Raw genomic sequence first — 26,601 nt, forward strand, 5'->3', positions numbered from 1 at the left:
GTCTCAGGCTTCCTTCTGCCCGAACATTTCGCTGAAGCCGTCCATGCCCGCATCTATGAGGCGACAACCATCCTCATCGAGCGCGGCGAAATTGCTGACCCGGTCACGCTCAAATCCTATTTCGATCATGACAGCGCGCTCGCGGATATCGGCGGCTCGCAATATCTCGCGCGCCTTGCCGCGTCGGCGACGACCATCATTAATGCCGAGAATTACGGGCGGCTGATCTATGACCTTGCCATGCGCCGCGAGCTTATTTTGCTCGGCGAGGATATCGTCAATACGGCCTATGATTCGGACCTTGAGGAAACGTCGCAATCGCAGATCGAGAATGCCGAGCAGAAACTATTCAGCCTTGCCGAGAACGGCGCCCATGAAGGCGCGCTGACACCGGTCCGCGTCGCCGTCAATGAGGCACTCAAATCGATCGAGGAAGCGTTTCAGCGCGACGGCAATCTGGTCGGCGTAACCACGGGCCTGAAAGACATGGATGCCAAGCTTGGCGGCCTGCACAAGTCCGACCTGCTGATCCTTGCCGGCCGGCCGTCCATGGGGAAAACCTCCCTCGCCACCAACATCGCCTATAACGCCGCCAAGGCCCATCGCAATAGCGGTGGCAAGGAAGGCGCGGTCGTCGGCTTTTTCTCGCTGGAAATGTCGTCCGAGCAGCTGGTCGGCCGTATCCTCGCGGAGGCGACCGAGATCAGCTCGGAAAAGCTCCGGCGCGGCGACCTGTCTGACGATGAGTTTGCCAACAAGCTGGTCCCGCAGAGCGCCATGCTGTCGGAATTGCCGCTCTATATCGATGATACCCCGGCGCTTTCCATCGCCGCGCTCCGCACCCGCGCCCGCCGCCTCAAACGCAGCAACGGCCTCGGCCTGATCGTCGTCGATTACCTGCAGCTGATGAAGGGATCGGGACGGCGCACCGACAACCGGGTACAGGAAATATCGGAAGTGACGCAAGGGCTGAAAGCCATCGCCAAGGAGCTGGATATCCCGGTCATCGCCCTCTCCCAGCTCAGCCGTCAGGTGGAAAACCGCGACGACAAGCGCCCGCAGCTCTCGGATTTGCGTGAATCCGGTTCGATCGAGCAGGATTCCGATGTCGTCATGTTCGTCTATCGCGAAGCCTATTACGAGGAACGAAAAGCGCCCTCCGAGGGCACGCCCGAGCATGCTGACTGGCAGGAACGCATGGCCCGCATCCATAACCTGGCGGAGGTCATTATCGGCAAGCAGCGCCATGGCCCGATCGGCATCATCAAACTGCATTTCAAGCCCGAATTCACCCGGTTTGGCGATTATGTCTCCGACGACTATCTGCCCGAGCATCATTGACGGCCAGCTTGAAAGACAGAGCATCCATGGACCGCACCCTTGCCGGAGCATATCTCACCATCGACCTAGGCGCATTGCAGGATAACTACCGGCAACTCCGCGACCGGGCCGCGCCCGCCGACTGCGCCGCTTCGGTCAAGGCCAATGGCTATGGTCTCGGGATCGAGCGGGTCGGCCCTGCCCTTGCCGCCGCCGGGTGCAGCCGCTTCTTCGTCGCCTTGCCGGCGGAAGGAATCACGCTCCGCCGTCTCCTGCCCGAAGCCAAAATCAATATTCTCGCCGGAGTCCTCCCCGGCACCGAGGCGGTCTATGCAGAGCATCGCCTCGACCCGGTCCTCAATTCCCTCGATGACATCCGGCGCTGGTCCGCCTATGCGAAAATCCACGGGCCTCTCCCGGCCCTCCTCCATCTCGATACCGGGATGACGCGGCTCGGCATGCTGGAGCCGGACATCCGCACCCTCGGCGCTGACCCCTCGCGTCTCGATGGAATCGAGATCGAATATGTCATGAGCCATCTTTCCTGCGCCGATGAGCCGGACCATCCGCTTAACCGCGAACAGCTTGAAAAGCTTCATCGGTTCAGGGCATTACTGCCGGGTACCCTCGCGAAGACGCCAGTCTCCCTCGCCAATTCCGCCGGGATATTTCTGGGCCCTGACTATCACTTTGACATGGTTCGCCCGGGGATCGCGCTGTTCGGCGGCAATCCGTCCGCGCGCGCGCCGAACCCGATGAAGGAAGTCGTGCGTTTACGCGCCAGAATCCTGCAAGTTCAGGACGTTGACAGTCAATTTCCGGTTGGCTATGGTGCCACATACCGGACAGAGGGCATGAGCCGGATCGCTACGGTTTCCGTCGGCTATGCGGACGGCTATTTTCGCGCCCTTGGCAACAAGGCTGAATGTGCAATAAACGACATAAAAATACCGGTGATAGGGCGCGTTTCCATGGATATTATAACAATCGATGTCAGCAAAATCTCGCGGGCGGACTGCCGCCCGGGTGACTTTGTCGATCTTATAGGCGGCGCGGTTCCGCTCGATGAGATTGCCGCCCGCGCCGGAACGATTCCCTATGAAATCCTGACCGCCCTTGGGCACCGGTATCACCGGGACTATCTGGAACCGGCGGTCTGATCGATGGAATGGAATTTTCTAGCCACAATCGGACGGGTCTTTATCGCCTTCATGGCATCGGTCGGACGGATCACGAAATTCACGGGCCTGAGCATCCGTCATTGCGTCATCCCGCCCTTCTACCTCCGCCTGTTCCTCCGCCAGCTCATGAATATAGGGTATTATTCGCTGCCCGTCGTCGGCATGACGGCGCTGTTTACGGGCATGGTGCTGGCCCTGCAAATCTTTATCGGCTCGTCGCGCTTCAATGCTGAGAGCGCGGTTGCCACTATCGTCGTCATCGGCCTCACCCGCGAGCTTGCCCCGGTGTTGAGCGGCCTGATGATCGCCGGGCGTGTCGGCGCCGCCATCGCCGCCGAGATCGGCACCATGCGGGTGACCGAGCAGATCGACGCGCTGGTCACGCTGTCCACCAACCCCTTCAAGTATCTTGTCGCCCCGCGCCTGCTGGCGGGCATGATCACCCTGCCCATCCTGGTGCTGGTCGCCGACATCATCGGCGTCTCCGGCGGCTTTCTGGTGTCAACTGAAAAGCTCGGGTTCAACCCCAGCACCTATCTCAACAACACATTCCAGTACCTGGAAGTCAACGACGTTGTCTCGGGACTTATCAAGGCGGCATTTTTCGGCTTTATCGTCTCACTGATGGGATGTTATCACGGATTTCATTCGACGGGCGGCGCACAAGGGGTCGGACGGGCGACCACCAATGCGGTTGTCTCCTCCTTCGTGCTTATCCTGATCAGCGATTATTTCCTCACCGTGCTGCTGACAGACTAGGGTGCAGATGACCGCCTCGCCGAAAATCGAGTTGAAAAACGTCTGCAAGTCCTTCGGCTCCAAGGTTGTCCTCGACAACCTGAACCTGTCCATCGCCGCCGGGGAATCGGTGGTGGTGATCGGCGGCTCAGGCACGGGCAAGTCGGTCATGCTGAAATGTATTCTCGGCCTGCTCGCCCCGGAGAGCGGCGAAATTTTCATCGATGGCCAGCCGATGATCGGCCAACCCTCTCAGGTGCGCGAGAAAATTCTGCTGAAAACCGGGATGCTGTTCCAGTATGCGGCGCTGTTCGACAGTCTCACAATCTGGGAGAATGTTGCCTTCGGGCTGATCCAGGCCCATGGCATGAAGCGGCGCAAGGCCCGCGAAATAGCGATTCAGAAGCTCAGCCTTGTCGGTCTCGGACCCGACCTGGCGGACAAGACCCCGGCCGAGCTGTCCATCGGTATGCAGAAGCGCGTCGGCCTCGCCCGCGCCATTGCCGCCGATCCGGAGATCATCTTTTTCGACGAGCCGACAACCGGGCTTGACCCGATCATGGGCGATGTCATAGATAACCTGATCCGCGACTGCACGAAGGCGCTTGGCGCGACCACGCTGACCATTTCCCATGACATGGAAAGCGCGCAAAAAATTGCGGATCGGATTGCACTTCTCTATAAGGGGAGCGTGGTCTGGTCCGGCCCGGCCACGGAGATTGAAACCTCCGGCAACCCCTATGTTGAACAGTTCGTTCGCGGGGATGTCGATGGGCCGATAGAACTGGATATTTTGAAACCATAGACGGTGCCCCGGATTTTACCAGGAGGGCCCCGACAACGGAAAACTACAGGACGATTAATGGCGCGATCGAGCGAACAGTTCACCTGTCAAAATTGCGGCGAGATATACCGCAAATGGCAGGGCCACTGTGACGCCTGCGGGGAATGGAACTCGATCCTGCAGGAGGCCGCCGCCTCCGCGGTGCCAAGCGGCCTGACCCTCGGCAAGGGCCATGAGATCGTCTTTACCGCCCTCGATGCCGACCGGACCGAGCACAAGCGAAGCCATAGCGGCATCGGCGAGCTGGACCGCGTTCTCGGCGGCGGCTTCGTGCCCGGCTCCTCGATCCTGATCGGCGGCGATCCCGGCATCGGCAAGTCAACACTGCTACTACAGGCGGTGGCGAAAATGGCACTGGCGGGAGAGGCCTGCACCTATATCTCCGGTGAGGAGGCGACGCAGCAGATTGCCATGCGGGCACGACGGCTTGGCCTTGCCGATGCCCCGGTGCAGCTCGCCTCGGCCAATTCGCTCCGCGATATCATCACCAGCGTCGAGAAGGCGAAGATCCCGAAGCTGCTGGTCATCGATTCGATCCAGACCGTCTTTGCCGATAATCTCCCCTCCGCCCCCGGCACGGTGGCGCAGGTCCGCGCGAGTGCGCAGGAACTGATCCGCCTCGCCCGCAAGACCGGCCTCAGCGTCATTCTCGTCGGCCATGTCACCAAGGACGGGCAGATCGCGGGCCCGCGTGTGCTGGAACATATGGTCGATACGGTGCTTTATTTCGAGGGTGACCGCGGCCATCAGTTCCGGATTTTACGCGCCGTCAAGAATCGCTTCGGCGCCACCGACGAGATCGGCGTATTCGAAATGACCGACCATGGCCTGCAGGAAGTCGCCAACCCCTCGTCCCTGTTCATCAGTGATCCCGGCAAAGCGATCAGCGGCGCCTCGGTGTTCGCCGGGATGGAGGGAACTCGCCCGCTACTGGTCGAGATTCAGGGGCTGGTCGCCCCCACACCGCAGGCAACACCGCGCCGCGCCGTGGTCGGCTGGGATTCAAACCGGCTTGCCATGATCCTCGCCGTGCTTGATGCCCGCTGCGGGCTGTCCTTCGCCGGGCAGGAAGTGTATCTCAACGTGGCCGGGGGCTTGCGCGTGCAGGAACCGGCGGCGGACCTTGCCGTGGTCGCGGCGCTGGTCTCCTCCATTTCCGACGTGCCGGTGCCGGAAAGCAGCCTGTTTTTTGGCGAAATTGGCCTGTCCGGGGAAATCCGTGCCGTCGGCCAGACCGACGCCCGGCTAAAGGAAGCGGCCAAACTCGGTTTCAAATGCGCTGTCATTCCGGCGGGCAGCAAGATCAAGGACAGCCCGATGAAAATCATCGAAGTCGGACATTTACGGGAAATCGTCAGCCTGTTCACAGAGACCAGACCCGTATCCCAGGCAGTATAGGAAAGTAGAGAGTACAGGCCATGGAAGACTTACCCATTCAAGGTGCCGATGCCGTTATCCTCGTTATTCTCCTGATCTCGGCGGTATTCGGCTTTTTCCGTGGCTTCGTGAAGGAGACGCTGTCGGTGGCCGGGTGGATCGGCGCGGTCTTTATCAGCCTGTACCTGTTTCCCATCGCCCAGCCGTTCGCGCGCGAGTTCATTTTGAACCTGCTGATTGCAGATATTTTGACCGGGGCCGTTATTTTTATACTATCCCTTGTCATTTTGTCCTATATCAGCCATGCCTTGTCAGACAGGGTCAGGGCATCGAGCCTCGGCGCACTGGATCGCTCGCTCGGGATTTTCTTCGGCATTGCCCGCGGCTTTCTGCTACTTGGGATTCTGTGGCTGATCTTTGTCCAGTTTATTCCACGCAGCGATCGGTCGGACTGGCTGCTGGAGGCGAGAATGCTACCCATCGTCGCGGGGAGCGGTGCATTTGTCGCCCGGCTGCTGCCGCCCGACATGCAGGAGAACCTGAATATTGCGCGCGAAAGCGACGAAGGCACGGTGGACCGCCTGAAAAAGTCATATGACGATCTGCCCGACAACGTGAAGGACGGCGTGAAAAACACGGTCGATGATGCCGTTAAGGCGCTCGACAAGGGCTATGACGATCAGGCGCGACAGCAAATGGAAAACCTTACCAAGAGTACGCAGGAAAAAGTCAAATGACCAACCCTCTCTCAACCAGAGATATCTGCAACCCTTTCGATGACGACAAGCTGCATGAGGAATGCGGCGTGTTCGGCATCTACGGCCATCCGGAGGCGGCCGCCCTCGCCGCCCTCGGCCTGCATGCGCTCCAGCATCGCGGCCAGGAGGCGGCGGGCATCGTCAGCCATGACGGACGCCATTTCCACAGCCACAAGGCGATGGGAAAGGTCGGCGATAACTTCTCGTCGGAAGAAGTGATCAAGAGCCTCAAGGGCGAGGCCGCCCTCGGCCATAACCGCTATGCCACCACCGGCGGTACGGTCCTTCGAAATGTCCAGCCGATTTTCGCCGATCTCGCCAACGGCGGGCTCGCGGTTGCCCATAACGGCAACCTGACCAACGCCGCGACCCTGCACCGGCGACTGGTGCAGGAGGGCAGCATCTTCCAGTCGACCATGGATACCGAGGTCATCATCCATCTTGTCGCCAACAGCAAGAAAACCCGCATTGTCGATTGCATGATCGATGCCATGTCAAAAATTGTCGGCGCCTATTCGCTGGTTGCCATGACCGGCAAGAAGCTGATCGGCATGCGCGACCCCTTCGGCGTCCGCCCGCTCGTCCTCGGCAAGCTGGAAAACGCCTATATCCTGACGTCGGAGACCTGCGCCCTCGATATCATCGGCGCCGATTTCATCCGCGATGTCGAACCGGGCGAGGTCGTGGTCATCGACGACAGTGGCGTGAACAGCCATTTCCCCTATAACAATCCGCCGCGCCGCTTCTGCATCTTCGAGCATATCTATTTCTCGCGCCCCGACAGTGTCGTCGAGGGCCGCTCGGTCTATGATGTGAGAAAGGCGATCGGCCGCCAGCTCGCGCTTGAAAATCCGGTCGATGCCGACCTCATCATCCCGGTGCCGGACAGCGGCACCCCCGCCGCCATCGGCTATTCAACGGAATCCGGCATTCCCTTCGATCTCGGCATCATCCGCAATCATTATGTCGGCCGCACCTTTATCGAGCCGACGGACCAGATCCGCCATCTCGGCGTCAAGCTCAAGCATAACGCCAACCGCGCCCTGATCAACGGCAAGCGCGTCATCCTTGTCGATGATTCGATTGTCCGCGGCACCACCTCGACCAAGATCGTGCAGATGGTGCGCGAGGCTGGCGCGACCGAGGTGCATATGCGCATCGCCAGCCCGCCAACCACCTATTCCTGTTTCTACGGGGTCGATACGCCAAGCCGCAACAAGCTGCTCGCCGCCCGCTTTGACCTCAAAGAGATGTGCAAGTTCATCGGCGCCGACAGCCTCAATTTCATCTCCATCGACGGGCTTTACACCGCCATGGGCGAAGAGGGCCGAAATGCCGCGCAGCCGCAATATTGCGATGCCTGCTTCACCGGCGAATACCCGATCGAGCTGACCGATCACGAGAATGGCGCCGAGAAGGAACTGACCCTTCTCACGGAATGCTACTAGCCACAAATATTAATCCATCACTTCAGTAGAGATCCGTATGTCCCTTACCTTGAAAGATAAAACGGCGCTGATAACCGGCGCATCGCGCGGCATCGGCGCCGCCGTCGCCCGGAAATTCGCCGCCGAGGGCGCCCATGTCATTCTTGTCGCCCGCACCGTCGGCGGGCTTGAGGAGGTCGATGACGACATCCAGAATGCCGGCGGCAGCGCCACCCTTGTCCCGCTCGACCTGTTCGACACCGCGGCCATCGACGGCCTCGCCGCGCCGCTGCTGGAACGGTTCAAGAAGCTGGATATCCTTGTTGGCAACGCGGGCATGGTTGGCAAGCTGATGCCGACGCAGCAATATATCCCCGAGCTTTGGGACCAGATGTTCAAGCTCAATGTCCATGCCAACTGGCGGCTGATCCGCACCCTTGATCCGCTCTTGCGCCAGAGCGAGGCGGGCCGCGCCCTGTTCGTCACCGCCGCCGCGGCAGAGGAGACCAAGCAGTTCTGGAGCGGCTATGCCGCCAGTAAGGCAGCACTGGAGGCGCTGGTGAAGACCTACGCCGCCGAGGTTACCAAGACAAGGCTCCGCGTCAACCTCATCGATCCCGGCCCGACCCGCACCCGCCTCCGCGCCATCGCCTACCCCGGCGAAGACCCCGCCAGCCACCCGGCGCCCGAAGACCGGGCGCAGATGTTCCTTGATGCGGTGTTGAGCGATGCGAATGGGACTGTGATCAGGGGATAGTCCTTTGTAGACCTGAATTACCGCTAGTTGAACAATAGATTTTATATCCAAAGATAGAGCCGAAAAATAATACTTGCATAATACTTGAGTGCTCATGTATAAAGCAGGAATGAAAACATCAGACCTCGCCCCGCACACAGAACAAACCGTCCTCCAGTTTCTGGATACGGCGTCCGCGCTTGAGCGCCGACTGGATCGCATTCTCTCCAGCACGAAGGGCGTCAGCTTCAGCGAATACCGGCTTCTAATGGCGTTATCGGAGGCTAATCCGACGGGTTGCCCCCGGATTGATCTCGCCAACAGGGTCGGCCTCACCGCCTCTGCGGTCACCCGCGCCTTGAAACCGCTGGAGAAGATTGGCTGTGTAACGACGGAGCGGAGCGAGCGCGATGCGCGCCAAAGCCTCGCCGTCATAACACCCGCCGGACGCGATCTGCTGGCGGATGCGCAAGCCATCCTGCGGGATGCCCTCAGGGACCTTCCCGTCAATTCCCTGAGTTCGCCAAAACTGACCGAATTCCAGCACCGCCTCACTGAGTTTGGAAACAGATAATGAGTGCAGCCAGTCTGAACAAGGGCGCATTTGCCCCGGTGTCTGACGAGGTTGAATGCCTGGAGCCCGCCGTAACCGGCGAGATTCCGCGTGACCTCAAGGGCGCCCTGCTTCGCAACGGACCCAACCCCTACAGCGGCCAGTTTGTTGGCAATGACGTGCTCGACTGGTGGCCGGAAGCGGCAATGCTGCACAGCGTCAGTTTTGCGGATGGCAAGGCGCTCGTCTATCGGAACCGCTGGGTCCGGACCAAAAACTGGGCCGCTCACTTCGGCGCCGAGACCGTCGAACACAGGATCGATTCAAACCCGAATATCAACGTCATCCGCCACGCGGGCGCCGTTCTTGCCCTGTCGGAAGGTGGACAGCCCGTTGAAGTCACCGCTGAGTTGGAAACACTGGGCGCCTCGACTGTTCTGGGCGGGTTCTCGGGCGGCATGACCGCGCATCCCAAGATTGACCCGGTGGGCCAGGAACTGATCACCTTTCGCGCCGACTGGAACAAGCCATGGCTGCGCTATGGGGTGATCGATGGCGCGGGCCACAAGACCGTAGATATGGAAATCGCCCTGCCCGCCCCGGCCATGGCGCATGACATGGCGATAACCGAAACCTACAGCATCCTCATGGACCTGAACGTGGCCTATGACTTCTCGATGTTGCGGCAGGGATACCGGATTCCCATCCGCTGGCACGAGGATCGCCAATCCCGGCTTGGCCTTATCCCCCGCCACGGCGGCGAGATCACCTGGCTACAGATAGAGCCCTGCTTTATCCAGCATGTTGTCAACGCCTATGATGCCCCGGACGGCACCATCATCCTCGATGTCGTGCGCTATCCATCCTATTTCAGGCTCGATCCGGCGGGACAGGGGTTCCTGCCCAACCCCCTTGGTGTGCTCTGGCGATATACAATTGACATGCCGCGCGGCAGGGTGGCGGAGCAGGCGCTCGGCGATCTCCATATTGAACTCCCCCGCATCAATGAAACCTACACCGGGCGGAAAAATCGCTACCTCTATGCCATCGAGCAGCCGACCCGCGAGGAATTCCGCGGGATCGCGCGCTACGACCTGACATCCGGGACAACCCGGCACCATCATATCGAGGCGGGCGACCAGAACGGCGAACCCGTTTTCGTCCCGCGCCCGGGGGCGGCTAGTGAAGATGATGGCTGGCTGCTTGTCTGCGTCTACCGGAAATTTTCGGATACCAGTGAAATCCGTATCCTGGATGCACAGGATATCTCCCGCGCGCCCGTCGCCACCGTCTCGCTGGACCGCAGAATTCCCGCCGGTTTCCATGGCGCCTGGATAGCGGCGGAGTAGCGCTGTTGTATGACAGGAAAATTATCCAGCAGACAAAAACATCCTTTTACCTTCGAAAAACAAGGTGCAGATGTTCCTCGATGCAGTACTATCGGATGCGAATTGTACTGTGATTAGGGGATAGGACGATAGACCTGAAGAAAACGAACGATACTTAAGATGCCTCAGGATTTTCTTTTGAAGATAACGTCTTCAGAGTTTTTTGACCTCACATTGGTAAATTCTCCGGTCATACCTTCGTCATTCCATTTATCCAGCTTGAATGACGAACCTGAACTCAAAGTGATATAAATAGTTCCATCTTTGAGGGCAGCCGTTGCCCCATCTTTTCCAAAAGTATTTGTCCATTGTTTGTTCCATATTGGAGTATATGTCCCGCTGATGACTCCTTTGTCATCAATCGCACTGATATGGAGTTCGCAAGGGCCAATTTGAGTTCCCCAAACCCAAGTCCCGATCGGCTTTTCAAGATTTGTGCTGGTAACTGGCTGAGTGACCGTTTGTGTTGTCGCCACGGCAGCAGGCGCACTTTTTTCACTAACCGCATCGGTTGTCTGGCAACCGGCAAGGAAGAGAAGAGAAGCAATCACCGCCCCAAATAGTTTTATTAAAACTAACTTCATCTATATCGCCCCCCAAATTTTTGTCAGCTCAGCTTCTACAATTTATGCTCGGTTTTTAAATTTAACTATTCATTTTCGAACCATGGATATCCTATCGACGCGTCCTGAACTTGGCGTTACCACCTTACCTAGCAGGACGTCATCTGCGCCCTTCTCAAAATTAAAAGTAAAATAAAGCTTTTTACCGAATTTTAGTTCATCGCCTACAATTTGTGCTTCAATCTCTGAAAAGCCTGCATCATAATCATTAGTCTTTCCCCAAGCATAATAGCCTTTAGCCGTGCCATCGGAGCTAACTTCTACTATTGCAAGTCGGCTGCAAAGACTGCCCCCCCATTTACCTCTCCAATCTCCGGAAAAGCGGGCGATATCCTTTGGCGTATTGGCGGAGGGGGATACTATTTTAATATCGGGAAGCTGTGCATTGGTGCAGTCTAGATTTGATGTTTTTTCTGCGCCACTTTGTGTTGTTTGACATGCGGAAAGCGATGCTACCGACAAAGCGCCCAGAAATACGAATTTCCCGAATGCAATCATTTTATTCCCCCCAGTATTTCTCATAAGTTGCGAATAAAATATTATATTTCTCTAATTGTCAACCTCAGCGATTGAATTAGAGAAAATATTTACTAGCGCGTCAGGGAAGATAAGCAATCAAAAGGTAGTCCATTACTAATCAGGCAAGGAAACATAAATAGTCGGACAAAAGGTCCCCTACTTCTTATCCGCATACGGATTTTTCCCCGTCCTCGGGAAAATGCGGATGGGGACGGCGGGAAGCTTAAAATCTTCGCGCAAGCCATTGACCAGATAGCGTAAATAGCTGTCTGGCAGTTCCCCGCGCGCCGACATGAACAGCGAGAAGGTTGGCGGGCGGGCCTTTACTTGGGTGATGTAGCGGACCTTCAGGCGGCGACCCTTGGCCATGGGCGGCGGATGCTGCTCCAGCATGATCTCAAGCCAGCGATTAAGCCGGGAGGTCGGGACGCGCGTGTTCCAGAGGTCGTAAATCTCGATAACCTTGGGCAGCAGTTTTTCAACCCCGCGCCCCGAGATCGCCGACAGGGTGATGACCGGCACGCCGCGCACCTGCGGCAGCGAAATCAAGAGCCGGCCGTGGATCGCCTTGAGCGCCGCGGCGCGGTCGGTGACGGCATCCCATTTATTGACGGCGATGACGAGGGCGCGTCCCTCCTCGATCACATGGGACGCGATGGTCAGGTCCTGCTTGTCGAAACTCTCCGTCGCATCGATCATCAGGACAACAACCTCGGCCATCTGGATGACGCGCATACTGTCGGCAACCGAGAGCTTTTCAAGCTTTTTCTGAACCCGCGACTTGCGCCGAAGCCCGGCGGTATCGACGAGCTTGATCGGACGGCCGTTAAAATCCCATTCGATGGCGATGGAATCGCGGGTGACCCCGGCCTCGGGACCGGTGAGCATCCGCTCAGCACCGATCAGGGTATTGACCAGCGTTGATTTTCCGGCGTTGGGACGGCCGACAATGGCAAGCTGTAACGGTTTTTCGGGGCCGTTCTCGCCCTCGTCATCCTCGTCTTTTTCGAACGGGAGCAAGGCGTCAAACAGCTCGCTCAGGCCCTCGCCATGCTCCGCCGATAACGAGATTGGATCGCCGAGACCGAGCGCGTAGCTCTCCATCAGGCCGGGAAGGCCGCTTTTGCCCTCGCATTTATTGGCGGCGAGGATGACCGGGATCTTGATTTTGCGCAGCCAGTTGGCGAAATGCTTGTCGAGTGGGGTGACGCCGGACCGTGCATCGATCAGCATCAGGGCGACATCCGCGTCTTCCAACGCGATTTCCGTCTGTCGCCGCATCCGCCCCTCAAGGCTGTCATCAAAGCTTTCTTCCAGCCCCGCCGTGTCGATCACCTTGAATTTCAGCGAGCTGATGCGGCCGTCGCCCTCGCGCCGGTCACGAGTGACCCCCGGCGTGTCATCGACAAGCGCCAGCCGCTTGCCCACCAACCGGTTGAACAGCGTAGACTTGCCGACGTTGGGCCGGCCGATAATGGCAACAGTAAACGACATTTAATTCAGCGTAATGCCACAAGCTCGGCATCGTCCGTTAAGATATAAAGGGTGTTTCCCGCGACAACCGGAGGGATCGACGCCGTATCGGCAAGATCGATCGTCCCGAGTATGGAACCGTCATAGGGGGAAACAGACACCGCAATACCGTAATTGGAGACTAAAATCAAACGATCACTCGCAAGGATGGGGCCGGACCAGAGAATAAGGCCGGATTTCTCCTCCGGATCGTCGAATTTGCCGAGTGCCCGCACCCAGCGGATCAGCCCGTTGCGCCGCGACATGCAGACCAGTTCGCCGTCGGTTGAAATCACATAGAGGAATTCACCGGCAATCCACGGCGTCTGCAGGGTTGAAATCTCGCGATCCCAGATCCGGTTGCCCGAGCGCAGATCGACGGCGGCCATGCGCCCCGAATAGCTGGCGGCATAGACAATACCGCGATCAATCACCGGAAAGGCATTGATATCGGTAAGCGAAGTGAGCGAGCTGTAATAGCGGCGGCGGACCAGTTGCTCGCTCCAGGCTTGCTGGCCGTTGGCGGCACGCAGGGCAAAAATCTCGCCGCTCGAAAACGGGACGACCACGGTGCTGTTGCCATAGGCCGGACTTGCCGCCCCGAGCAGGCCGGTGGTCTCGACCCCGCCCTCGAAATTCCAGTTGATGGCCCCGGTTTTCGCATTGAGCGCGAAAATGCGACTATCGAAGGTGATGACGAACACCTGATTCTCGGCGATCGTCGGCGCGGCGCGGAGCGGCACCCCGAGATTCGTTTTCCAGACGACTTCCCCCGACGCGCCATCGAGAGCGACGACGTCGCCGTAGGACGTGGTGGCATAGACATGACCATATTCATAGGACAGCCCGCCGCCGATGTCGCCCTCGTCCTCATCTTCCGGTGTCAGGTCGCGGGACCAGAGTTCCTTGCCGTCCTCGGCTTGAAAGGCGGTGACGGTGGCGCTCGCATCCAGTGTGTAGACCTTGCCCTCGGCGATTATCGGGGAGGAGAACATACGGTTCTCGTCATCCGAGCCATCCCCGATGGAGACCCGCCAGACCTCCTTCAACTCATCACCGAGCGCGAGGTGATGCATTGCATGGGAGGGGACGCCGCCCGCCTGCGGCCAGTTGATATTCTCATAGGGCGCCGGGAGACGCACATCGAGATCGGCAAGGCCCGCATCGGCCTCCAGTGTCTGTTCGAGGGAGAGAATGGAAACACGATCCCCGGGCAGCGGCGGTCCCTCCGACTTCCCGAACCAGGAGCAGCCCGCGAGGCTGGCCGTAATCAGGATAAGACCCGGCGTTCTGCGAACGCCGCGCCATGTTTTTGCGCCCCTCCTGCCCCGCGTTTCGATGCCGTCATTCTGCATGAAATTACTCACCGCCGAGCGCTGCCAGTAACTGGCTCACCCGGCCCTTGATATCCTTGGGCACGTCGGCATCGTTTTCAAGCGTGGTCAGGATCTCCCGCGCCTTGTCCTTGTTGCCGTCCTTCAGGTAGGTGAGTGCGATCAGTTCATTGGCCGCGGCGCTCCAAATGCCGCCGGGCTCGGAAATCTTCTCGGCCCGCGCCCGCGTCTCCTCCGCCGTGCCGTTATTCAGCAGGTAATATCCGGCGAGCAGATCGGCGAGGGTTGAGAATTCAGAGGCGACATCGTCATCACCGGCGAGGCTGTCATAAATTTCAAGCGCTTCAGCCCCTTGTCCAGCCGCGATCAGGGCCGCCGCCTCGCGCAGGCTGGCGAGCGGCCGGTAGCCGGAATTCCCGTCTTCGGCGAGGGCAGAAAAGGCCTCCGCCGCGTCGTCGTATTTCTTCTCTGTCATCAGCGCCGCCGCCGCCTCGAACTGGGCGCCCTCGGCCTGTGACTGGCTTTCCTGGTATTTTTCCCAGCCTACAAAGGCCGCCGTCACGACAACGATCAACACCGCGAGCGCAATAATATATTTGCCATAGGCATTCCACAGCGCCAGCGATTTGTCTTTGCGGACATCTTCGTCCACCTCGTTAAAAATATCGGCCACAAAAAACTCCAGTGTCACTCAAAATCCAGCCGCCAAATTAAACTGCCCGCGACCTTTACGCAAATGTTGTCTCGCTTTAAGAACATTATTTGACCCCACAGGCCCTGTTTTCGTATTTTTAACCGGTCCAGAGGGGAAATACCTGCCCGATATCGGCAATTTTATGCGAGAGACGGAGACCGGGAACATGACAGAAGGCCAAATTTTACAGCTCGTCGCGTCAATCATGGTTCTGGGACTGGTGGTTCCGGGCTTCCTCTACTACTCAAAACGAACGGGCAAGGGAACGCTGCTCCGCAACATCGCCCTCTGGCTGGCGGTGGCGGAGGTCATCGCTCTCCTCTACAGGGTCTTCGGCTGAACCTGCCCGGACTGAACTTGAGGGAGCGACAATCCAGGACCGGCGCGAGCGAACTCTCCGGAGCGGTCCTCTATGGAGGGAATTTCGATCATCTCCCGTCTAATCCGGGATAATGATCGAGGTGGTAACGTGGATTTTGCTCTCGCCCACCCGACCCCGGCCAAAATTTCCGGCTCCGGGCGACGAAGCAGTTCCGATCGGTAAAACGCGGCGGACAGTCCCACTCCCTCATGACAACCGCCCCCTCAGGTGAGGAGGTCTAAATCTTGATTCTGATAAGGGCGCGGCAAATTTCGTCCGAGGGGTTTCACCTGGGCGTCACCTAACCGAAGAGGAAACGGTTGTGAGCACTTCGCCTCACCCGGTCCGCCCCGGTTTTACGATGTCAATTTCTAATACCCGGCACAGGACTTCCTGATTATCCGCAAGGCGCAATTCACGTTAGCGTCCCGTAAAATTCGTCCCAATTCCGGAGGCCCCTGCTGCCCGACTCATGTCCGGTTTCAGGGCCACTGACTTCGCTATATATGTTGGGAAACTGGTATCCAATCTGTCCTTTACCTCCATAAGATTTCCCGAAATCGCGGGAAGAAGCGGCAGTTAAATCCAATTTCATCTAACACAAGGAGTCTATCACATATTTATCTCATATACAAGCTTTCTCTCGCGGATCAGGCCCCGATTACAGGCCCAGTGCGAAACGTCCGAATAACTTCTTTACATCTCTGTTTTTGTATATGAAAATTAGATGAGATAAAATCCAGCAGCAGCAAAGCCGCCGCCGCACCAACGCCTAAATAAAAATACAGGATCAACCGTGCCTGAAAAACTCCTCAGGTTAAGCCTCATTTTATTCATCACCCTTTTCATCACCGGCAATGCCTCGGCCGGATGGTTTGACGAGGTGAAAGACGCTACGGCAGATGCGGCGCGGGCGATCGGCAAGACAGCCGTGGAGCTTACCAAAAAGGTCGGGAAAGCCCTAACAGACACAGGATCAGAGGAGACGTCTTCCACCGATGCAGACGAACAAGAGAGAGGAAAGTCGGTAGGCGGAACGCCCCCGGAGATGTCCCCTGCCCTTGTCAGGTCCGTCCAGACGGAATTGAAACGGCTCGACTACAGCGTCAAGATCGATGGCATCTATGGCCCGAATACGAAAAAGGCGATCATGGCCTTTCAGTCCGCCCATGGCCTGACAGCGGACGGCGCGGTCACCCGCGCCCTTGAGACCGCCCTGAAGGCCACGCCAACCCCAGGAACAACCGCGACCTCCGAACAGCCGAATCCCCCCCTCATCAAAACTGACGACGCCCCCGCTCCGCCCGAAACGGAAAAGGAAGTAAAAACCGCTGTCACAGAACCCTATGTGGAAAAAGACGAAGCGACCCTGATAGCCATTCTCTCAACGGTGGGACAGTTAGCCTATGTGAATTGCCAGCAAGAAGCCGTCCAAATTTATTATTCCTGCGGCTGTTTCGGCGAGAAAACCGACGAAATGGCGCCGGATGTGCAAAAACAATGGCTCGCCGATATCGACGCGAACCAGAAGAGCCTGAACAATTCCATCGACAAGATCAAAGCCACTTCGCAATACACAGACGAGATGAAGAAGGAGCGCCTCAAGAATTACGAGGAGCGCCTAGAGCAGAACAGGCAGAAATATGCCTATATACAAAACCGCGATGGCTGGGACAGCAAGACGCAAGGGGACCTCGTGACCAAGGTCCAGTTTGAATTGACCCGCACGCATGCTTGCCGACGGCCGGACGGCATTCGCGAGACTGAGTTTACCTTCTGTATGGGCGGAAATAACCCCGCTTACGAGAAGGATAATGAGAACTATTGCCGCTGCGTCAGCGATGCGGCGGCAACCCTCTGGATGAAACCGGACAGCCCCACCGGATCGCAAGCGTTAAACTGGGTCAGGGGCCAGGCATGGGGGCAATGCACCCCGTGATAGAGATGTTTACAGGATCCAACAAAGCCGGGCGAGGCCCAACAGCAACAGAACGCAAAGATGCTGCCAAATCTTTACGCTCGCTTCACATTTTCGCCTCATTATATGGTCATATCCACGCTCTCTAACCTGATAGGAAAATAGAGACTATGGCCGACCCGACACTGGACAAGCAGAAGCGCGCGATTGCCCGAAACCTGATTGAGACCCGTGGGCTGCAACAGGCTTTTCATGCGGCGACGCAGTTTGGCTGGCATGATATCGCCGACAGGATCCGCGACGAGATCGAGCAGAGCCGGAACACCCTCCGCTCCGAAATCAGTCATTGAGGCCGGGGCAGGCCGTCCCTCTTCCGCTCAGAGATAGGTCAGGAGCAACCAGAGGGAGCCGACACCAATCACGATAAACGTGAGGATTATGCCAACTATCCTGAAGGTGTAGGTTTCGTCGGGATTGCTGATCCCGTAGGCATGACTGCAGCGGCCCACCAGCAGAAGCGCGCCGAGGATAATCATGACGTAAATGCCCACGTTGCGCATTTCCAGGAACGCTAGTATCAGGAGGGCAATAGGCACATATTCTATAAAATTTCCATGCGCCCGGATGGCCCGTTGCAGCATCGCATTCCCGCCATCGCCAACGGCAATCTTTTCCCGTCGCCGGAACCCCGCCACACGCATGCTGAGACCCACGAAGATCAGTGCCAGAATTGCCGCAAAAATCGGTGTAATCGTTATATGCATGATGGTGTTCCTGTTTTTCTATCCGACGACACATATCAGCTGCCGGATGTTACATGGGTCTCTGAATAATGGCAAACTAACAATGACCGCCGAAATCAGTCAGCAGGCCTCTACTTCCAGGCGATATTTCAACCCTGTCTCCGGCAACTACACGCGGTAAAATCATATGTTATTAGTAAAGGAAAAGGCGGGACCAATCCCATTTGATCGTGCTGGAGCAGGTGGCGCTATGCCGGGAGGGCCGCGTATTTACTCCGTTAAAACCCCCGTGACAGGAAATCCGCGATACTTTTTGCTGTCTGTGGATCATACATAACGTCGAGGTGAGAGACCCCCTCTAGCAGAACATACTCCCCTTTGGCCGTCACCGCACTGATGGTTGGTTCATATAGCTCTGCGATAAAGGCTTCGTCCTCTTTCCCCGCGATCAGAATAAACGGCGGCAGCCGGGAGATATCCTTGAGATAGTCACTCCGTGGAGCCAAGGACTGGTTCAGGCGAAATGAATAACTGCGCGTTACCGTCTGGCCCAGCGGACCGTCAAGCACCGCGTCTGGAAAGGCGAAGTCGATTATCGGTAGATAGTTCAGTGCCGTTATGCCGATTTTATTAAGCATTGAAAGCCCGATTATCCGGCGCGTCAGCGCCGTTGCCCAGCCCCCTGAATTCTGGCGCGTCGTGGGCGCGTTATATTTCAGGAACGGCGCGAGCAGGATAGCACCGTCAATGTCCGCGGCATGTTCGCCCCCGGCGAAGCGGATGACCAGCCCGCCCCCGGACGAATGGCCGCCCAAGGCGACTTTCTGGTTTGACTTTCTCTCCGCTTTAATCAGGTCATGCAGGTCGTCTTCCAGCTGGCCGGTATACGCGATATCTCCGCGATGGGCCGGCGCAACCCCGTGACCTCGCAAATCCGGAACGATGACATCGGCGACCTCTTTGGCGGCCAGCGATCTCGCCAGTTGATCAAAGGCCAGCCCATGCCAGCCCGATCCGTGCACGAGCACCAGCAAGGGTGCGCCCTCTTTCCGAGACTCATATCGGCGAAAAAATAGCTCCTGCCCATCGGAGGCCCTGTAGGATTGCAACGGCTGCGGGCTGTCCGTTCCACGCTGCAACTGGCGTGAAAAATCCAGACCACCATTGGCAACCCGCGCTTCGCTGGACTGCGAAAATATCAGGGCCAGGGCAATCGCGAAATAGATGGCAACGGAAACAGCGATGAACAACGCCAGCTTTAAGATCATGATGGACTCCGAATAATTGATCTCGTGCAAACCGGCAGGTCGGTCATGCCGCCTACTTTGTCCCGGTCCCTTATTCCCACTCGATGGTGCCGGGGGGTTTGGAGGTGGTGTCATAGACGACGCGGTTGATGCCCTTGACCTCATTGATGATCCGGGTCGAGACGTGACCGAGGAAATCATGCGCAAAAGGGTAATAATCGGCGGTCATACCGTCGGTCGAAGTGACGGCACGGAGCGCGCAGACATATTCATAGGTGCGGTTATCGCCCATGACGCCAACGGTGCGGACCGGCAGTAGCACGGCGAAGGCCTGCCAGATCTCGTCGTAAAGCCCGGCCTTGCGGATTTCATCAAGATAGATGGTATCGGCTTTGCGGAGGATTTCGAGCCGTTCGCGGCTAACGGCGCCGGGCACGCGGATGGCAAGCCCCGGCCCCGGAAAGGGATGACGGTCGACCAGCTCGGAGGCCATGCCAAGCTCGCGCCCCAAATCGCGGACCTCGTCCTTGAACAGCTCGCGTAACGGTTCCACCAGTTTCAAATTCATCCGCTCGGGCAGGCCGCCGACATTATGATGGGACTTGATGGTGACGCTGGGTCCGCCCGCAAACGAGACGCTCTCGATCACATCGGGATAGAGCGTTCCTTGCGCGAGGAACTTGGCGCCGCCGACCTTGCCCGCCTCCTCATCGAAGACATCGATAAAAATGCCACCGATGATCTTGCGTTTTGTTTCAGGGTCCTCGACCCCCGCAAGCGCGTCCAGGAACAGGTCGGAGGCGTCGCGATGGATCAGCGGGATATTGTATTTCCCCTGAAAGACGCGCACCACCTGCTCCGATTCTCCGGCCCGCATCAGGCCATTATCGACATAGACGCAGGTCAGCTGGTCGCCGATCGCCTCATGCAGCAGGACGGCCACAACGGAGCTGTCGACGCCGCCGGAAAGACCACAGATAACCTTGGCGTCGCCGACCTTCTCGCGGATCGCGGCAATCGCCTGATCCTTGAAGGCGGCCATGGTCCAGTCGCCCGTAAGCCCACAGATTTTATGGACAAAATTAGAGATAAGTGCGGCCCCGCGCGGGGTATGCATGACCTCGGGGTGGAACTGCACGCCGTAGAATTTCCGGGCGTCATCGGCGATGGCGGCAAACGGTGCACCTTGTGAGGTAGCAACGACGGAAAAGCCCGACGGAATCTCAACCACGTGATCGCCATGGCTCATCCAGACCTGATCGCGGGCGCCCGGCTCCCACACCCCGTTGAACAGGTCGCAAGGGGCGACGACATCAAGCGTGGCCCGGCCAAACTCGCGATGGTCCGGGGCCTCAATCTTGCCGCCGAGCTGCGCGCACATGGTTTGCTGGCCGTAGCAGATGCCAAGAACGGGAATGCCCATCTCGAACACGCCCTTCGGCGCCCGCGGGGTCTCGGCGCTCATGACGGACGCGGGCCCGCCGGACAGGATAATGCCGTCCGGCGAAAAGTTTTTCAGCTTGTCTTCAGCCGAGTTGAAGGGAATGATTTCACTATACACCCCGGCCTCGCGCACGCGCCGTGCGATCAGCTGGGTGACCTGACTGCCAAAGTCGATGATCAGAATGCTGTTTTTCATAAACGGGGTTTAGACATATTGCCGATATCTGTCCAGCCTGTTTATGAGGCGCAGCGCGCTTTCACGTGGGCGAGCAGGACTTACCGCCCTGCCCCGTGGTGCGCGATCAGCTTTGCCCCGATTTATAGTCCGCGACCGCGCGTTTCAGCATGGTATATTCGGGGCAGCCGAAGAAGCAGATCGCGTCCAGCTTCACCAGATGTTCCTCCGCCTTCGCAAGATTACCGGTCTGCAGATAGGCTTCGCCGATATATTCATTGGCGCCGCGATGCTCGGGGTTGATTTTGAGGGCCATGTTGTAATTCTCAAACGCCGCATCATAGTTTTTCAGCTTGCGATTGGCATAGCCGAGGTAGTTATAGGCATCGGCATTCTGCGGCTCGGCCACGGTGACCTTGGTGAAGGCAGCAATGGCGGCGTCCCATTGCTGGGCGTCGATGGCGGCCTTGCCGGTGGCGAAATCAGGGCTCGGCGGGGCAGCTTCCTCGCTCGCCGTGTTGCTCGATCCGCCCATGGCGAAAACGATCTGCGCGGTCAGGAAATGCGACGCCACCAAGGTAAACAAGGCGACAAGTATTTTACGAATAATCATGTTAAGACGTCTCTCCCTTTTGAGCGGACCGGGTTTTGCCCCTAAGCCCCTGATCCCGTTAGCAGACCATAGCGGCCTTTAAAATCAAAGCCCCGTTTTCCCGGTTTTATGTGATGGCCAACACCACCCGTGATATTTATTGTGCCGGGTCGGCCTTTTCAAGGACGGCGGTGAAGAAACCGTCGGTGCCGTGATCGGCGGGGGTCAGTGCAAGGCAATCGCCCTCATAGCGCCCATCAAGCCCGACTTCCGCCCAAAGAGCGGAGACGGGCACAAGATGAAAGTCCGGATGGGAGGACAAGAAATCATCAACTTGCGCCTGGTTCTCCTCTCGCAGGATCGAGCAGGTCGCGTAGATCAGCCGCCCGCCGGGGACGACCAGCGGCGCGGCGCGGCCAAGGATATGCCGTTGCAACGCGCAGAGCTCTTCCAGGCGTTCCGGGGTGAGTTTCCATTTCTGGTCCGGCTGCCGCCGCCAAGTGCCCGCGCCCGAACAGGGGGCATCGACAAACACGCGATCGGCGCTGCCCGCCAGCTGGCCAAGCAGCTCATCATCACGCTCGTCCTCATGGAGAAGCAGCGGCGCGATCAGCTCAACGCCAGCCCGGTTTGCCCGTTTTGCCAGGTCGCGCATGCGTTTTGCGTCCGTATCAAGGGCGTGGATCTGCCCGTCGTAATTCATGCCCGCCGCCATGGCGAGGCTCTTGCCGCCGGATCCGGCACAGAAATCAATCACCTGCATCCCGACGGCGGCATCGGCTAAGCGGGCGGAAATCTGCGCGGCCTCGTCCTGTAGCTCGATCCGGCCGCTTTCACGCAAAATATGGCGGCTGAGGTTAATGCGGCTTTCAAGGGTAATCCCATCGGGCGAGAGCGCCGTCGGCGCCGCCTCGATCCCCTCATCGGCAAGGATGGCAAGAATATCATCGCGGGTTGCCTTGAGGCGATTAACCCGGAGCGTCACCGGGCCCCGCCCCTGATAGGCGGCCATGACCGCAGGCGCAGCCGCGCCGTATTCTTCGGCCAGCTTGTCCGCGATCCATTTCGGAAAATTCCCAGCGGCCTCAACCGGCATATCGGCAAGATCGAGACTTGCCGCCGCCGTCAGCACCGCCTGCTCCTCCGGCTCCAGTCCGGCAAGGCCGTGGGTGCCGCCGAAATAGTCGGCGGCGATGGCCTCCGGCGTCACTCCCTCGAACAGGATCAGCGCCATCAGGGCTTCAAGACGAGCGGTCGGCTCGGCGCCAGAGCGTGTTACTGCCCAGTCGAGCTCGCCAAGGCGGCGCAGGCAGCGATAGACAAATTCGGTAATCCAGCGACGATCCTTCGATCCGGCATAGCGACGGGCACGAAAAAAGGCCGAGACATGCTGCTCCGCCGGGGTCGCGGCGACCTCGATTTCATGGAGCAGTTCAGCGGCGGCGGCAAGCCGGGCAGCAGGGGTCATCCGTTTTGCCCGTAATTGGGCGCCTCGCGGGTGATCGAGACATCATGGACATGGCTTTCGCGCAGGCCCGCATTGGTGATGCGGACAAACTCGGCATTTTTCTGCAAGGTCAGGATATCCTTTGAACCGGTATAGCCCATGGCCGCCTTGAGGCCGCCGATAAGCTGGTGAATGACCGCATTGACGGGGCCGCGATGGGGCACCATGCCCTCGACCCCTTCTGGGACCAGTTTCAGGTTATCGGAGACTTCTTCCTGGAAATAGCGATCAGCGGAGCCGCGGGCCATAGCGCCCAGCGAGCCCATGCCGCGATAGGATTTATACGACCGGCCCTGATAGAGGAAGGCTTCCCCGGGGCTTTCGTCAGTCCCGGCAAGAAGCGAGCCGATCATGGCGCAGCCGGCACCGCCCGCCAGTGCCTTGGCAAGGTCACCGGAGGTCTTGATACCGCCGTCGGCAATCACCGGAATACCACTCTTTTGGGCCGCTTCCGCCGCATCCATGATCGCGGTCAGCTGCGGGGTGCCGACCCCGGCGACAATTCGCGTGGTGCAGATAGAACCCGGCCCGATCCCGATTTTCACCGCATCGACCCCGGCATCGATCAACGCGAGCGTTCCGGCCGCCGTCGAGACATTGCCGCCGATTACCTGCGTCGAATTGCTGAGTTTCTTGATCCGGGTCACGGCCTCGAGCACGCGGCTGGAATGGCCATGGGCGGTATCGACGATCAGTACATCGACCTCCGAAGCGATCAGGGCTTCCGCCCGCGCAAAACCGTCATCGCCGATGCCGACGGCGGCGGCAACGCGCAGTCGCCCCTGGCTGTCCTTGGAGGCGTTGGGAAACAGGGTCGAACGCTCAATATCCCGTACCGTAATCAGGCCGATACAGCGATAGTCGTCATCAACCACCAGCAGCTTTTCAATCCGGTCCCGGTGCAGCAGGCGCTTGGCCTCAACCTGGGTCACCATTTCGCGCACGGTCACAAGATTTTCCCGTGTCATCAGTTCGCTGACCGGCTGGCGGGTGTCAGTGGCAAAACGGACATCGCGATGGGTCAGGATGCCGACCAGCTTGCCGCTCTTGCGGATCGTCACGGGAATCCCGGAGATTTTATGGGTCTGCATCAGGAACAGCGCCTCGGAGAGTGGCGCGTCCGGGGAGATGGTCACCGGATTGACGACCATGCCGGCCTCGAACTTCTTGACCCGGCGCACTTCATCGGCCTGTTCGGTGATGCTGAGATTTTTATGAACAACACCAATACCGCCCGCCTGCGCCATGGCAATCGCCATCGGCGCTTCGGTCACCGTATCCATGGCGCTTGAAATCAGGGGAATGCCAAGCAGGATTTCCTGGGTCAGCTGGGTCGAGGTATCAACCTGGGCAGGCAGAACCTCGGAGGCCGCTGGCTGCAGCAGCACATCGTCAAAAGTAAAGGCTTCACGAATATTCATGGCAACTCCTGGAGAAGCTTCCGGACACCGTCACCGCTCCAAATATTTGGTAATGATCAATTGCTCGCGACCGAAGAAATACCGGTCGATGATTGATCTTGGGAATTGCCGCGCAATCATACAGGCAGATTCCAAAATTCATAGGGGTCAAATCGCTGATCCCGGAAAAAAATTCAGAGTGGCTGTTTCCTGTCGTTTTCAAGCGTTTCAAACGACGGAAACGGCGCAGCAATTAGCCGCGAAAGCCACATTGCCCCGGCCTCAGTCCTTGCCGCGAAAGCCTGTCGCCACCACATAAGCTTCGCGCGAATCTGCGCGACTGGCTTCTGGCTTGGCGTGGCGGACAGTGCGGAAATTCTTTTTCATCTGTTCCAGCAGGTCGTTCTCCGTGCCGCCCTTCAGGACCTTGGCGATAAACACGCCATTCGGGGCGAGCACATCGAGAGCAAAGGCGAGCGCGAGATCGCACATGAAGACGATTCGTAAATGATCCGTCTGGCGATGGCCGGTAGTCGGGGCGGCCATATCGGAAATCACCGCATTTGCCGCGCCGCCAAGCGCCGCCTTGACCTTGACGTCGGCATCATCCTCGGTGAAATCGAGCTGCATGATCTCAGCCCCCATCACCGGTTCCATCTCCAGAATATCAACGGCGAGCACCCGCCCCTTGCCCTTGAGAGTGCCAACACGATCGACCGCAACCTGAGTCCAGCCACCCGGCGCGGCGCCGAGATCGACCACCGCGTCACCGGGTTTCAGGAGTTTGTAGCGGTCATCGAGCTGCATCAGCTTGAACGCCGCGCGGGAGCGCAGGCCACGGGTCCGCGCCTCGGCCACATAGGGGTCGTTCAACTGCCGTTCCAGCCACAGGGTGGACGAATTCTTGCGTCCCCGCGCCGTCTTGACCTTGGTATGCAGGAGCCGCCCGGTCATCTCGGTTGATTTAGCGTCGGGGCCACCTGGCCGTTTGGGGCTGCGAGTACTCATAACCTGATTTTTGTTCCTTCTGTCTCTTCTTTCAAGGGAGCCGCTGCGCCGTTTGCTGCGCTTGATTGCGGGCCCCGGTTTGTCCGCTGCATCATACCGAGCAGCAATCCCTCGCGCAGGCCGCGATCGGCAACCCGCAGTGTCTTCACCGGCCAGCGGCTGTGCATCGCCTCAACAATGGCGCAGCCCGAAACCACCAGATCGGCGCGCTCGACGCCAATGCAAGGCTCCTGCACCCGTGTCTCGTAATCGCTTGACGCCAGACGCCGGCAGACATCCAGCATCGCCCGGGCATTCAGCCAGGCACCGTCGACGCGGCGGCGGTTATAACGCTCAAGCCCGAAATGAACCCCGGCAAGCGTGGTGACCGTGCCCGAGGTGCCGATCATCTGGACGCGACCGCTGCGGATATGTTCGGCAATGCCGTGTTCAGCCTCAAATTTGTCCACATGGACGGCAACATCGGCAATCATGTCCGCATAGGCAGCCCCCGAGAGGGTCATTCCGCCATGACGCTCGGTCAGGGTGACGACGCCGACAGGGATCGACATCCAGCCCAGAACCTCGCTCTTCCGCTTACCGCCAAGGCCGAGCCATACCAGCTCCGTGCTGCCACCGCCGATATCAAACACCAGCGCATGGCGGTTGCGGTAATCGATCAAGGGCTCACAGCCATCCGCGGCGAGCGCCGCCTCCTCCGCCGTGGTGATGATATCAAGTTCGATGCCGCAGTCGCTTTTGACACGGTCGACGAATTCAATGCTGTTCCCCGCCTTGCGACAAACTTCCGTCGCCACGCAGCGCATATGGGTCACCCCGGCGCGGCGCATTTTATCGGCACAGATACGGAGCGCCTCCACGGTTCTTTCCATGGCATCGTCGGACAGTTTGCCCGACAGGCTGACCCCTTCGCCGAGGCGAACGATGCGCGAGAAACTATCGATGACGCGGAAACTGCTGCCTTGCGGTTTTGCCACCAGCAGCCGGCAGTTATTGGTGCCAAGATCCAACGCGCCAAAAATTTGGGGGCGCCGTCCTCTTGTGCTGCGGTGTTTGCTCCGATATCTTCTGCGGTCCTCTTTCCCCCAATGCGGGTCTTCTGATGTTGCCACCCAGGGCTACCTCCAGGTAAAAAATATGGCATTTTAGCCGTTCATATAACAGTAACAGTTTTCAGGGCGAAGGTTCATAACTATTTTTAGA

26 protein-coding genes are annotated in these 26,601 nt (G+C 58.5%); 13 read left to right on the top strand and 13 right to left on the bottom strand.

What is annotated here, in order from left to right:
- The 10 genes from ACESNI_RS01245 to ACESNI_RS01290 all read left to right on the top strand — a co-directional run.
- Nucleotides 1-1,341: replicative DNA helicase (locus tag ACESNI_RS01245; RefSeq protein ID WP_373084188.1), on the top strand; the 1,341-nt coding region annotated here is incomplete at its 5' end.
- Nucleotides 1,342-1,367: 26 nt separating this feature from the next.
- Nucleotides 1,368-2,480, top strand: coding sequence for an alanine racemase (alr, locus tag ACESNI_RS01250; protein WP_373084190.1), 1,113 nt, complete (start codon nt 1,368-1,370; stop codon nt 2,478-2,480).
- 3 nt (nt 2,481-2,483) lie between these two features.
- A complete protein-coding gene (locus ACESNI_RS01255) occupies nt 2,484-3,260 on the top strand; it encodes an MlaE family ABC transporter permease (RefSeq protein WP_373084193.1) in 777 nt (258 codons plus the stop codon).
- Nucleotides 3,261-3,267: 7 nt separating this feature from the next.
- Entirely contained in the window at nt 3,268-4,044 is a 777-nt protein-coding gene (locus tag ACESNI_RS01260; protein ID WP_373084196.1) for an ABC transporter ATP-binding protein, read from the top strand.
- 57 nt (nt 4,045-4,101) lie between these two features.
- Nucleotides 4,102-5,481 carry a DNA repair protein RadA gene (gene radA / locus ACESNI_RS01265; RefSeq protein ID WP_373084199.1) on the top strand — a complete coding sequence of 460 codons (1,380 nt, stop codon included), beginning with the start codon at nt 4,102-4,104 and terminating at the stop codon, nt 5,479-5,481.
- A 20-nt stretch (nt 5,482-5,501) separates the two neighbouring features.
- Nucleotides 5,502-6,197, top strand: a complete 696-nt coding sequence (locus ACESNI_RS01270) for a CvpA family protein (RefSeq protein WP_373084202.1) — start codon at nt 5,502-5,504, stop codon at nt 6,195-6,197.
- Complete coding sequence (purF, locus tag ACESNI_RS01275) at nt 6,194-7,666, top strand: amidophosphoribosyltransferase (RefSeq protein WP_373084205.1); 1,473 nt, start codon at nt 6,194-6,196, stop codon at nt 7,664-7,666. Before ACESNI_RS01270 ends, purF begins: the two co-directional genes overlap by 4 nt.
- Before the next feature lie 37 nt (nt 7,667-7,703).
- Nucleotides 7,704-8,402: an SDR family NAD(P)-dependent oxidoreductase gene (locus ACESNI_RS01280; RefSeq protein ID WP_373084208.1), complete on the top strand. Its 699-nt coding sequence runs from the start codon at nt 7,704-7,706 to the stop codon at nt 8,400-8,402.
- 109 nt (nt 8,403-8,511) lie between these two features.
- On the top strand, nt 8,512-8,955 hold the full coding sequence (locus ACESNI_RS01285; RefSeq protein WP_373084210.1) for a MarR family winged helix-turn-helix transcriptional regulator: 444 nt from the start codon (nt 8,512-8,514) through the stop codon (nt 8,953-8,955).
- On the top strand, nt 8,955-10,283 hold the full coding sequence (locus ACESNI_RS01290) for a carotenoid oxygenase family protein (protein WP_373084212.1): 1,329 nt from the start codon (nt 8,955-8,957) through the stop codon (nt 10,281-10,283). The genes ACESNI_RS01285 and ACESNI_RS01290 overlap by 1 nt, the downstream gene beginning before the upstream one ends.
- Before the next feature lie 164 nt (nt 10,284-10,447).
- Here ACESNI_RS01290 and ACESNI_RS01295 read toward each other — a convergent pair whose 3' ends face one another.
- The 5 genes from ACESNI_RS01295 to ACESNI_RS01315 all read right to left on the bottom strand — a co-directional run bounded on the left by ACESNI_RS01295 (nt 10,448) and on the right by ACESNI_RS01315 (nt 14,983).
- Nucleotides 10,448-10,906 carry a hypothetical protein gene (locus tag ACESNI_RS01295; protein ID WP_373084214.1) on the bottom strand — a complete coding sequence of 153 codons (459 nt, stop codon included), beginning with the start codon at nt 10,904-10,906 and terminating at the stop codon, nt 10,448-10,450.
- A 69-nt stretch (nt 10,907-10,975) separates the two neighbouring features.
- A complete protein-coding gene (locus ACESNI_RS01300) occupies nt 10,976-11,443 on the bottom strand; it encodes a hypothetical protein (RefSeq protein ID WP_373084216.1) in 468 nt (155 codons plus the stop codon).
- 177 nt (nt 11,444-11,620) lie between these two features.
- Complete coding sequence (gene der / locus ACESNI_RS01305) at nt 11,621-12,958, bottom strand: ribosome biogenesis GTPase Der (protein ID WP_373084218.1); 1,338 nt, start codon at nt 12,956-12,958, stop codon at nt 11,621-11,623.
- 5 nt (nt 12,959-12,963) lie between these two features.
- Nucleotides 12,964-14,331 (bottom strand): PQQ-binding-like beta-propeller repeat protein, encoded by a 1,368-nt coding sequence (locus ACESNI_RS01310; RefSeq protein ID WP_373084220.1) that lies wholly within the window; start codon nt 14,329-14,331, stop codon nt 12,964-12,966.
- A gap of 4 nt (nt 14,332-14,335) precedes the next feature.
- Entirely contained in the window at nt 14,336-14,983 is a 648-nt protein-coding gene (locus ACESNI_RS01315; RefSeq protein WP_373084222.1) for a tetratricopeptide repeat protein, read from the bottom strand.
- 187 nt (nt 14,984-15,170) lie between these two features.
- On the opposite strand from ACESNI_RS01315, the gene ACESNI_RS01320 reads away from it, so the two are divergent.
- From ACESNI_RS01320 to ACESNI_RS01330, 3 genes are all read left to right on the top strand, one after another.
- Entirely contained in the window at nt 15,171-15,344 is a 174-nt protein-coding gene (locus tag ACESNI_RS01320; RefSeq protein WP_373084224.1) for a hypothetical protein, read from the top strand.
- A gap of 817 nt (nt 15,345-16,161) precedes the next feature.
- A complete protein-coding gene (locus ACESNI_RS01325) occupies nt 16,162-17,304 on the top strand; it encodes a peptidoglycan-binding protein (protein ID WP_373084226.1) in 1,143 nt (380 codons plus the stop codon).
- Nucleotides 17,305-17,453: 149 nt separating this feature from the next.
- A complete protein-coding gene (locus ACESNI_RS01330; protein WP_373084227.1) occupies nt 17,454-17,633 on the top strand; it encodes a hypothetical protein in 180 nt (59 codons plus the stop codon).
- A 27-nt stretch (nt 17,634-17,660) separates the two neighbouring features.
- Here ACESNI_RS01330 and ACESNI_RS01335 read toward each other — a convergent pair whose 3' ends face one another.
- The 8 genes from ACESNI_RS01335 to ACESNI_RS01370 form a co-directional block, all read right to left on the bottom strand.
- The gene (locus ACESNI_RS01335) at nt 17,661-18,047 is read right to left on the bottom strand and encodes an MAPEG family protein (protein ID WP_373084228.1); all 387 of its coding nucleotides are present in this window, start codon (nt 18,045-18,047) and stop codon (nt 17,661-17,663) included.
- 257 nt (nt 18,048-18,304) lie between these two features.
- A complete protein-coding gene (locus ACESNI_RS01340; RefSeq protein ID WP_373084229.1) occupies nt 18,305-19,294 on the bottom strand; it encodes an alpha/beta hydrolase in 990 nt (329 codons plus the stop codon).
- Nucleotides 19,295-19,364: 70 nt separating this feature from the next.
- On the bottom strand, nt 19,365-20,912 hold the full coding sequence (gene guaA / locus ACESNI_RS01345; RefSeq protein WP_373084231.1) for a glutamine-hydrolyzing GMP synthase: 1,548 nt from the start codon (nt 20,910-20,912) through the stop codon (nt 19,365-19,367).
- A gap of 106 nt (nt 20,913-21,018) precedes the next feature.
- Nucleotides 21,019-21,504, bottom strand: a complete 486-nt coding sequence (locus ACESNI_RS01350; RefSeq protein WP_373084234.1) for a tetratricopeptide repeat protein — start codon at nt 21,502-21,504, stop codon at nt 21,019-21,021.
- A gap of 136 nt (nt 21,505-21,640) precedes the next feature.
- Nucleotides 21,641-22,951 carry an RsmB/NOP family class I SAM-dependent RNA methyltransferase gene (locus ACESNI_RS01355; protein WP_373084237.1) on the bottom strand — a complete coding sequence of 437 codons (1,311 nt, stop codon included), beginning with the start codon at nt 22,949-22,951 and terminating at the stop codon, nt 21,641-21,643.
- The gene (gene guaB, locus ACESNI_RS01360; RefSeq protein ID WP_373084240.1) at nt 22,948-24,411 is read right to left on the bottom strand and encodes an IMP dehydrogenase; all 1,464 of its coding nucleotides are present in this window, start codon (nt 24,409-24,411) and stop codon (nt 22,948-22,950) included. The genes ACESNI_RS01355 and guaB overlap by 4 nt, the downstream gene beginning before the upstream one ends.
- Before the next feature lie 261 nt (nt 24,412-24,672).
- Nucleotides 24,673-25,398 carry an RlmE family RNA methyltransferase gene (locus ACESNI_RS01365; protein ID WP_373084242.1) on the bottom strand — a complete coding sequence of 242 codons (726 nt, stop codon included), beginning with the start codon at nt 25,396-25,398 and terminating at the stop codon, nt 24,673-24,675.
- Nucleotides 25,395-26,510 (bottom strand): Ppx/GppA phosphatase family protein, encoded by a 1,116-nt coding sequence (locus ACESNI_RS01370; protein ID WP_373084244.1) that lies wholly within the window; start codon nt 26,508-26,510, stop codon nt 25,395-25,397. The genes ACESNI_RS01365 and ACESNI_RS01370 overlap by 4 nt, the downstream gene beginning before the upstream one ends.
- Between the last annotated feature and the right edge of the window lie 91 nt (nt 26,511-26,601).

The organism is Sneathiella sp., assembly GCF_041689005.1.
In the GTDB taxonomy this organism is placed as follows: Bacteria; Pseudomonadota; Alphaproteobacteria; order Sneathiellales; family Sneathiellaceae; genus Sneathiella.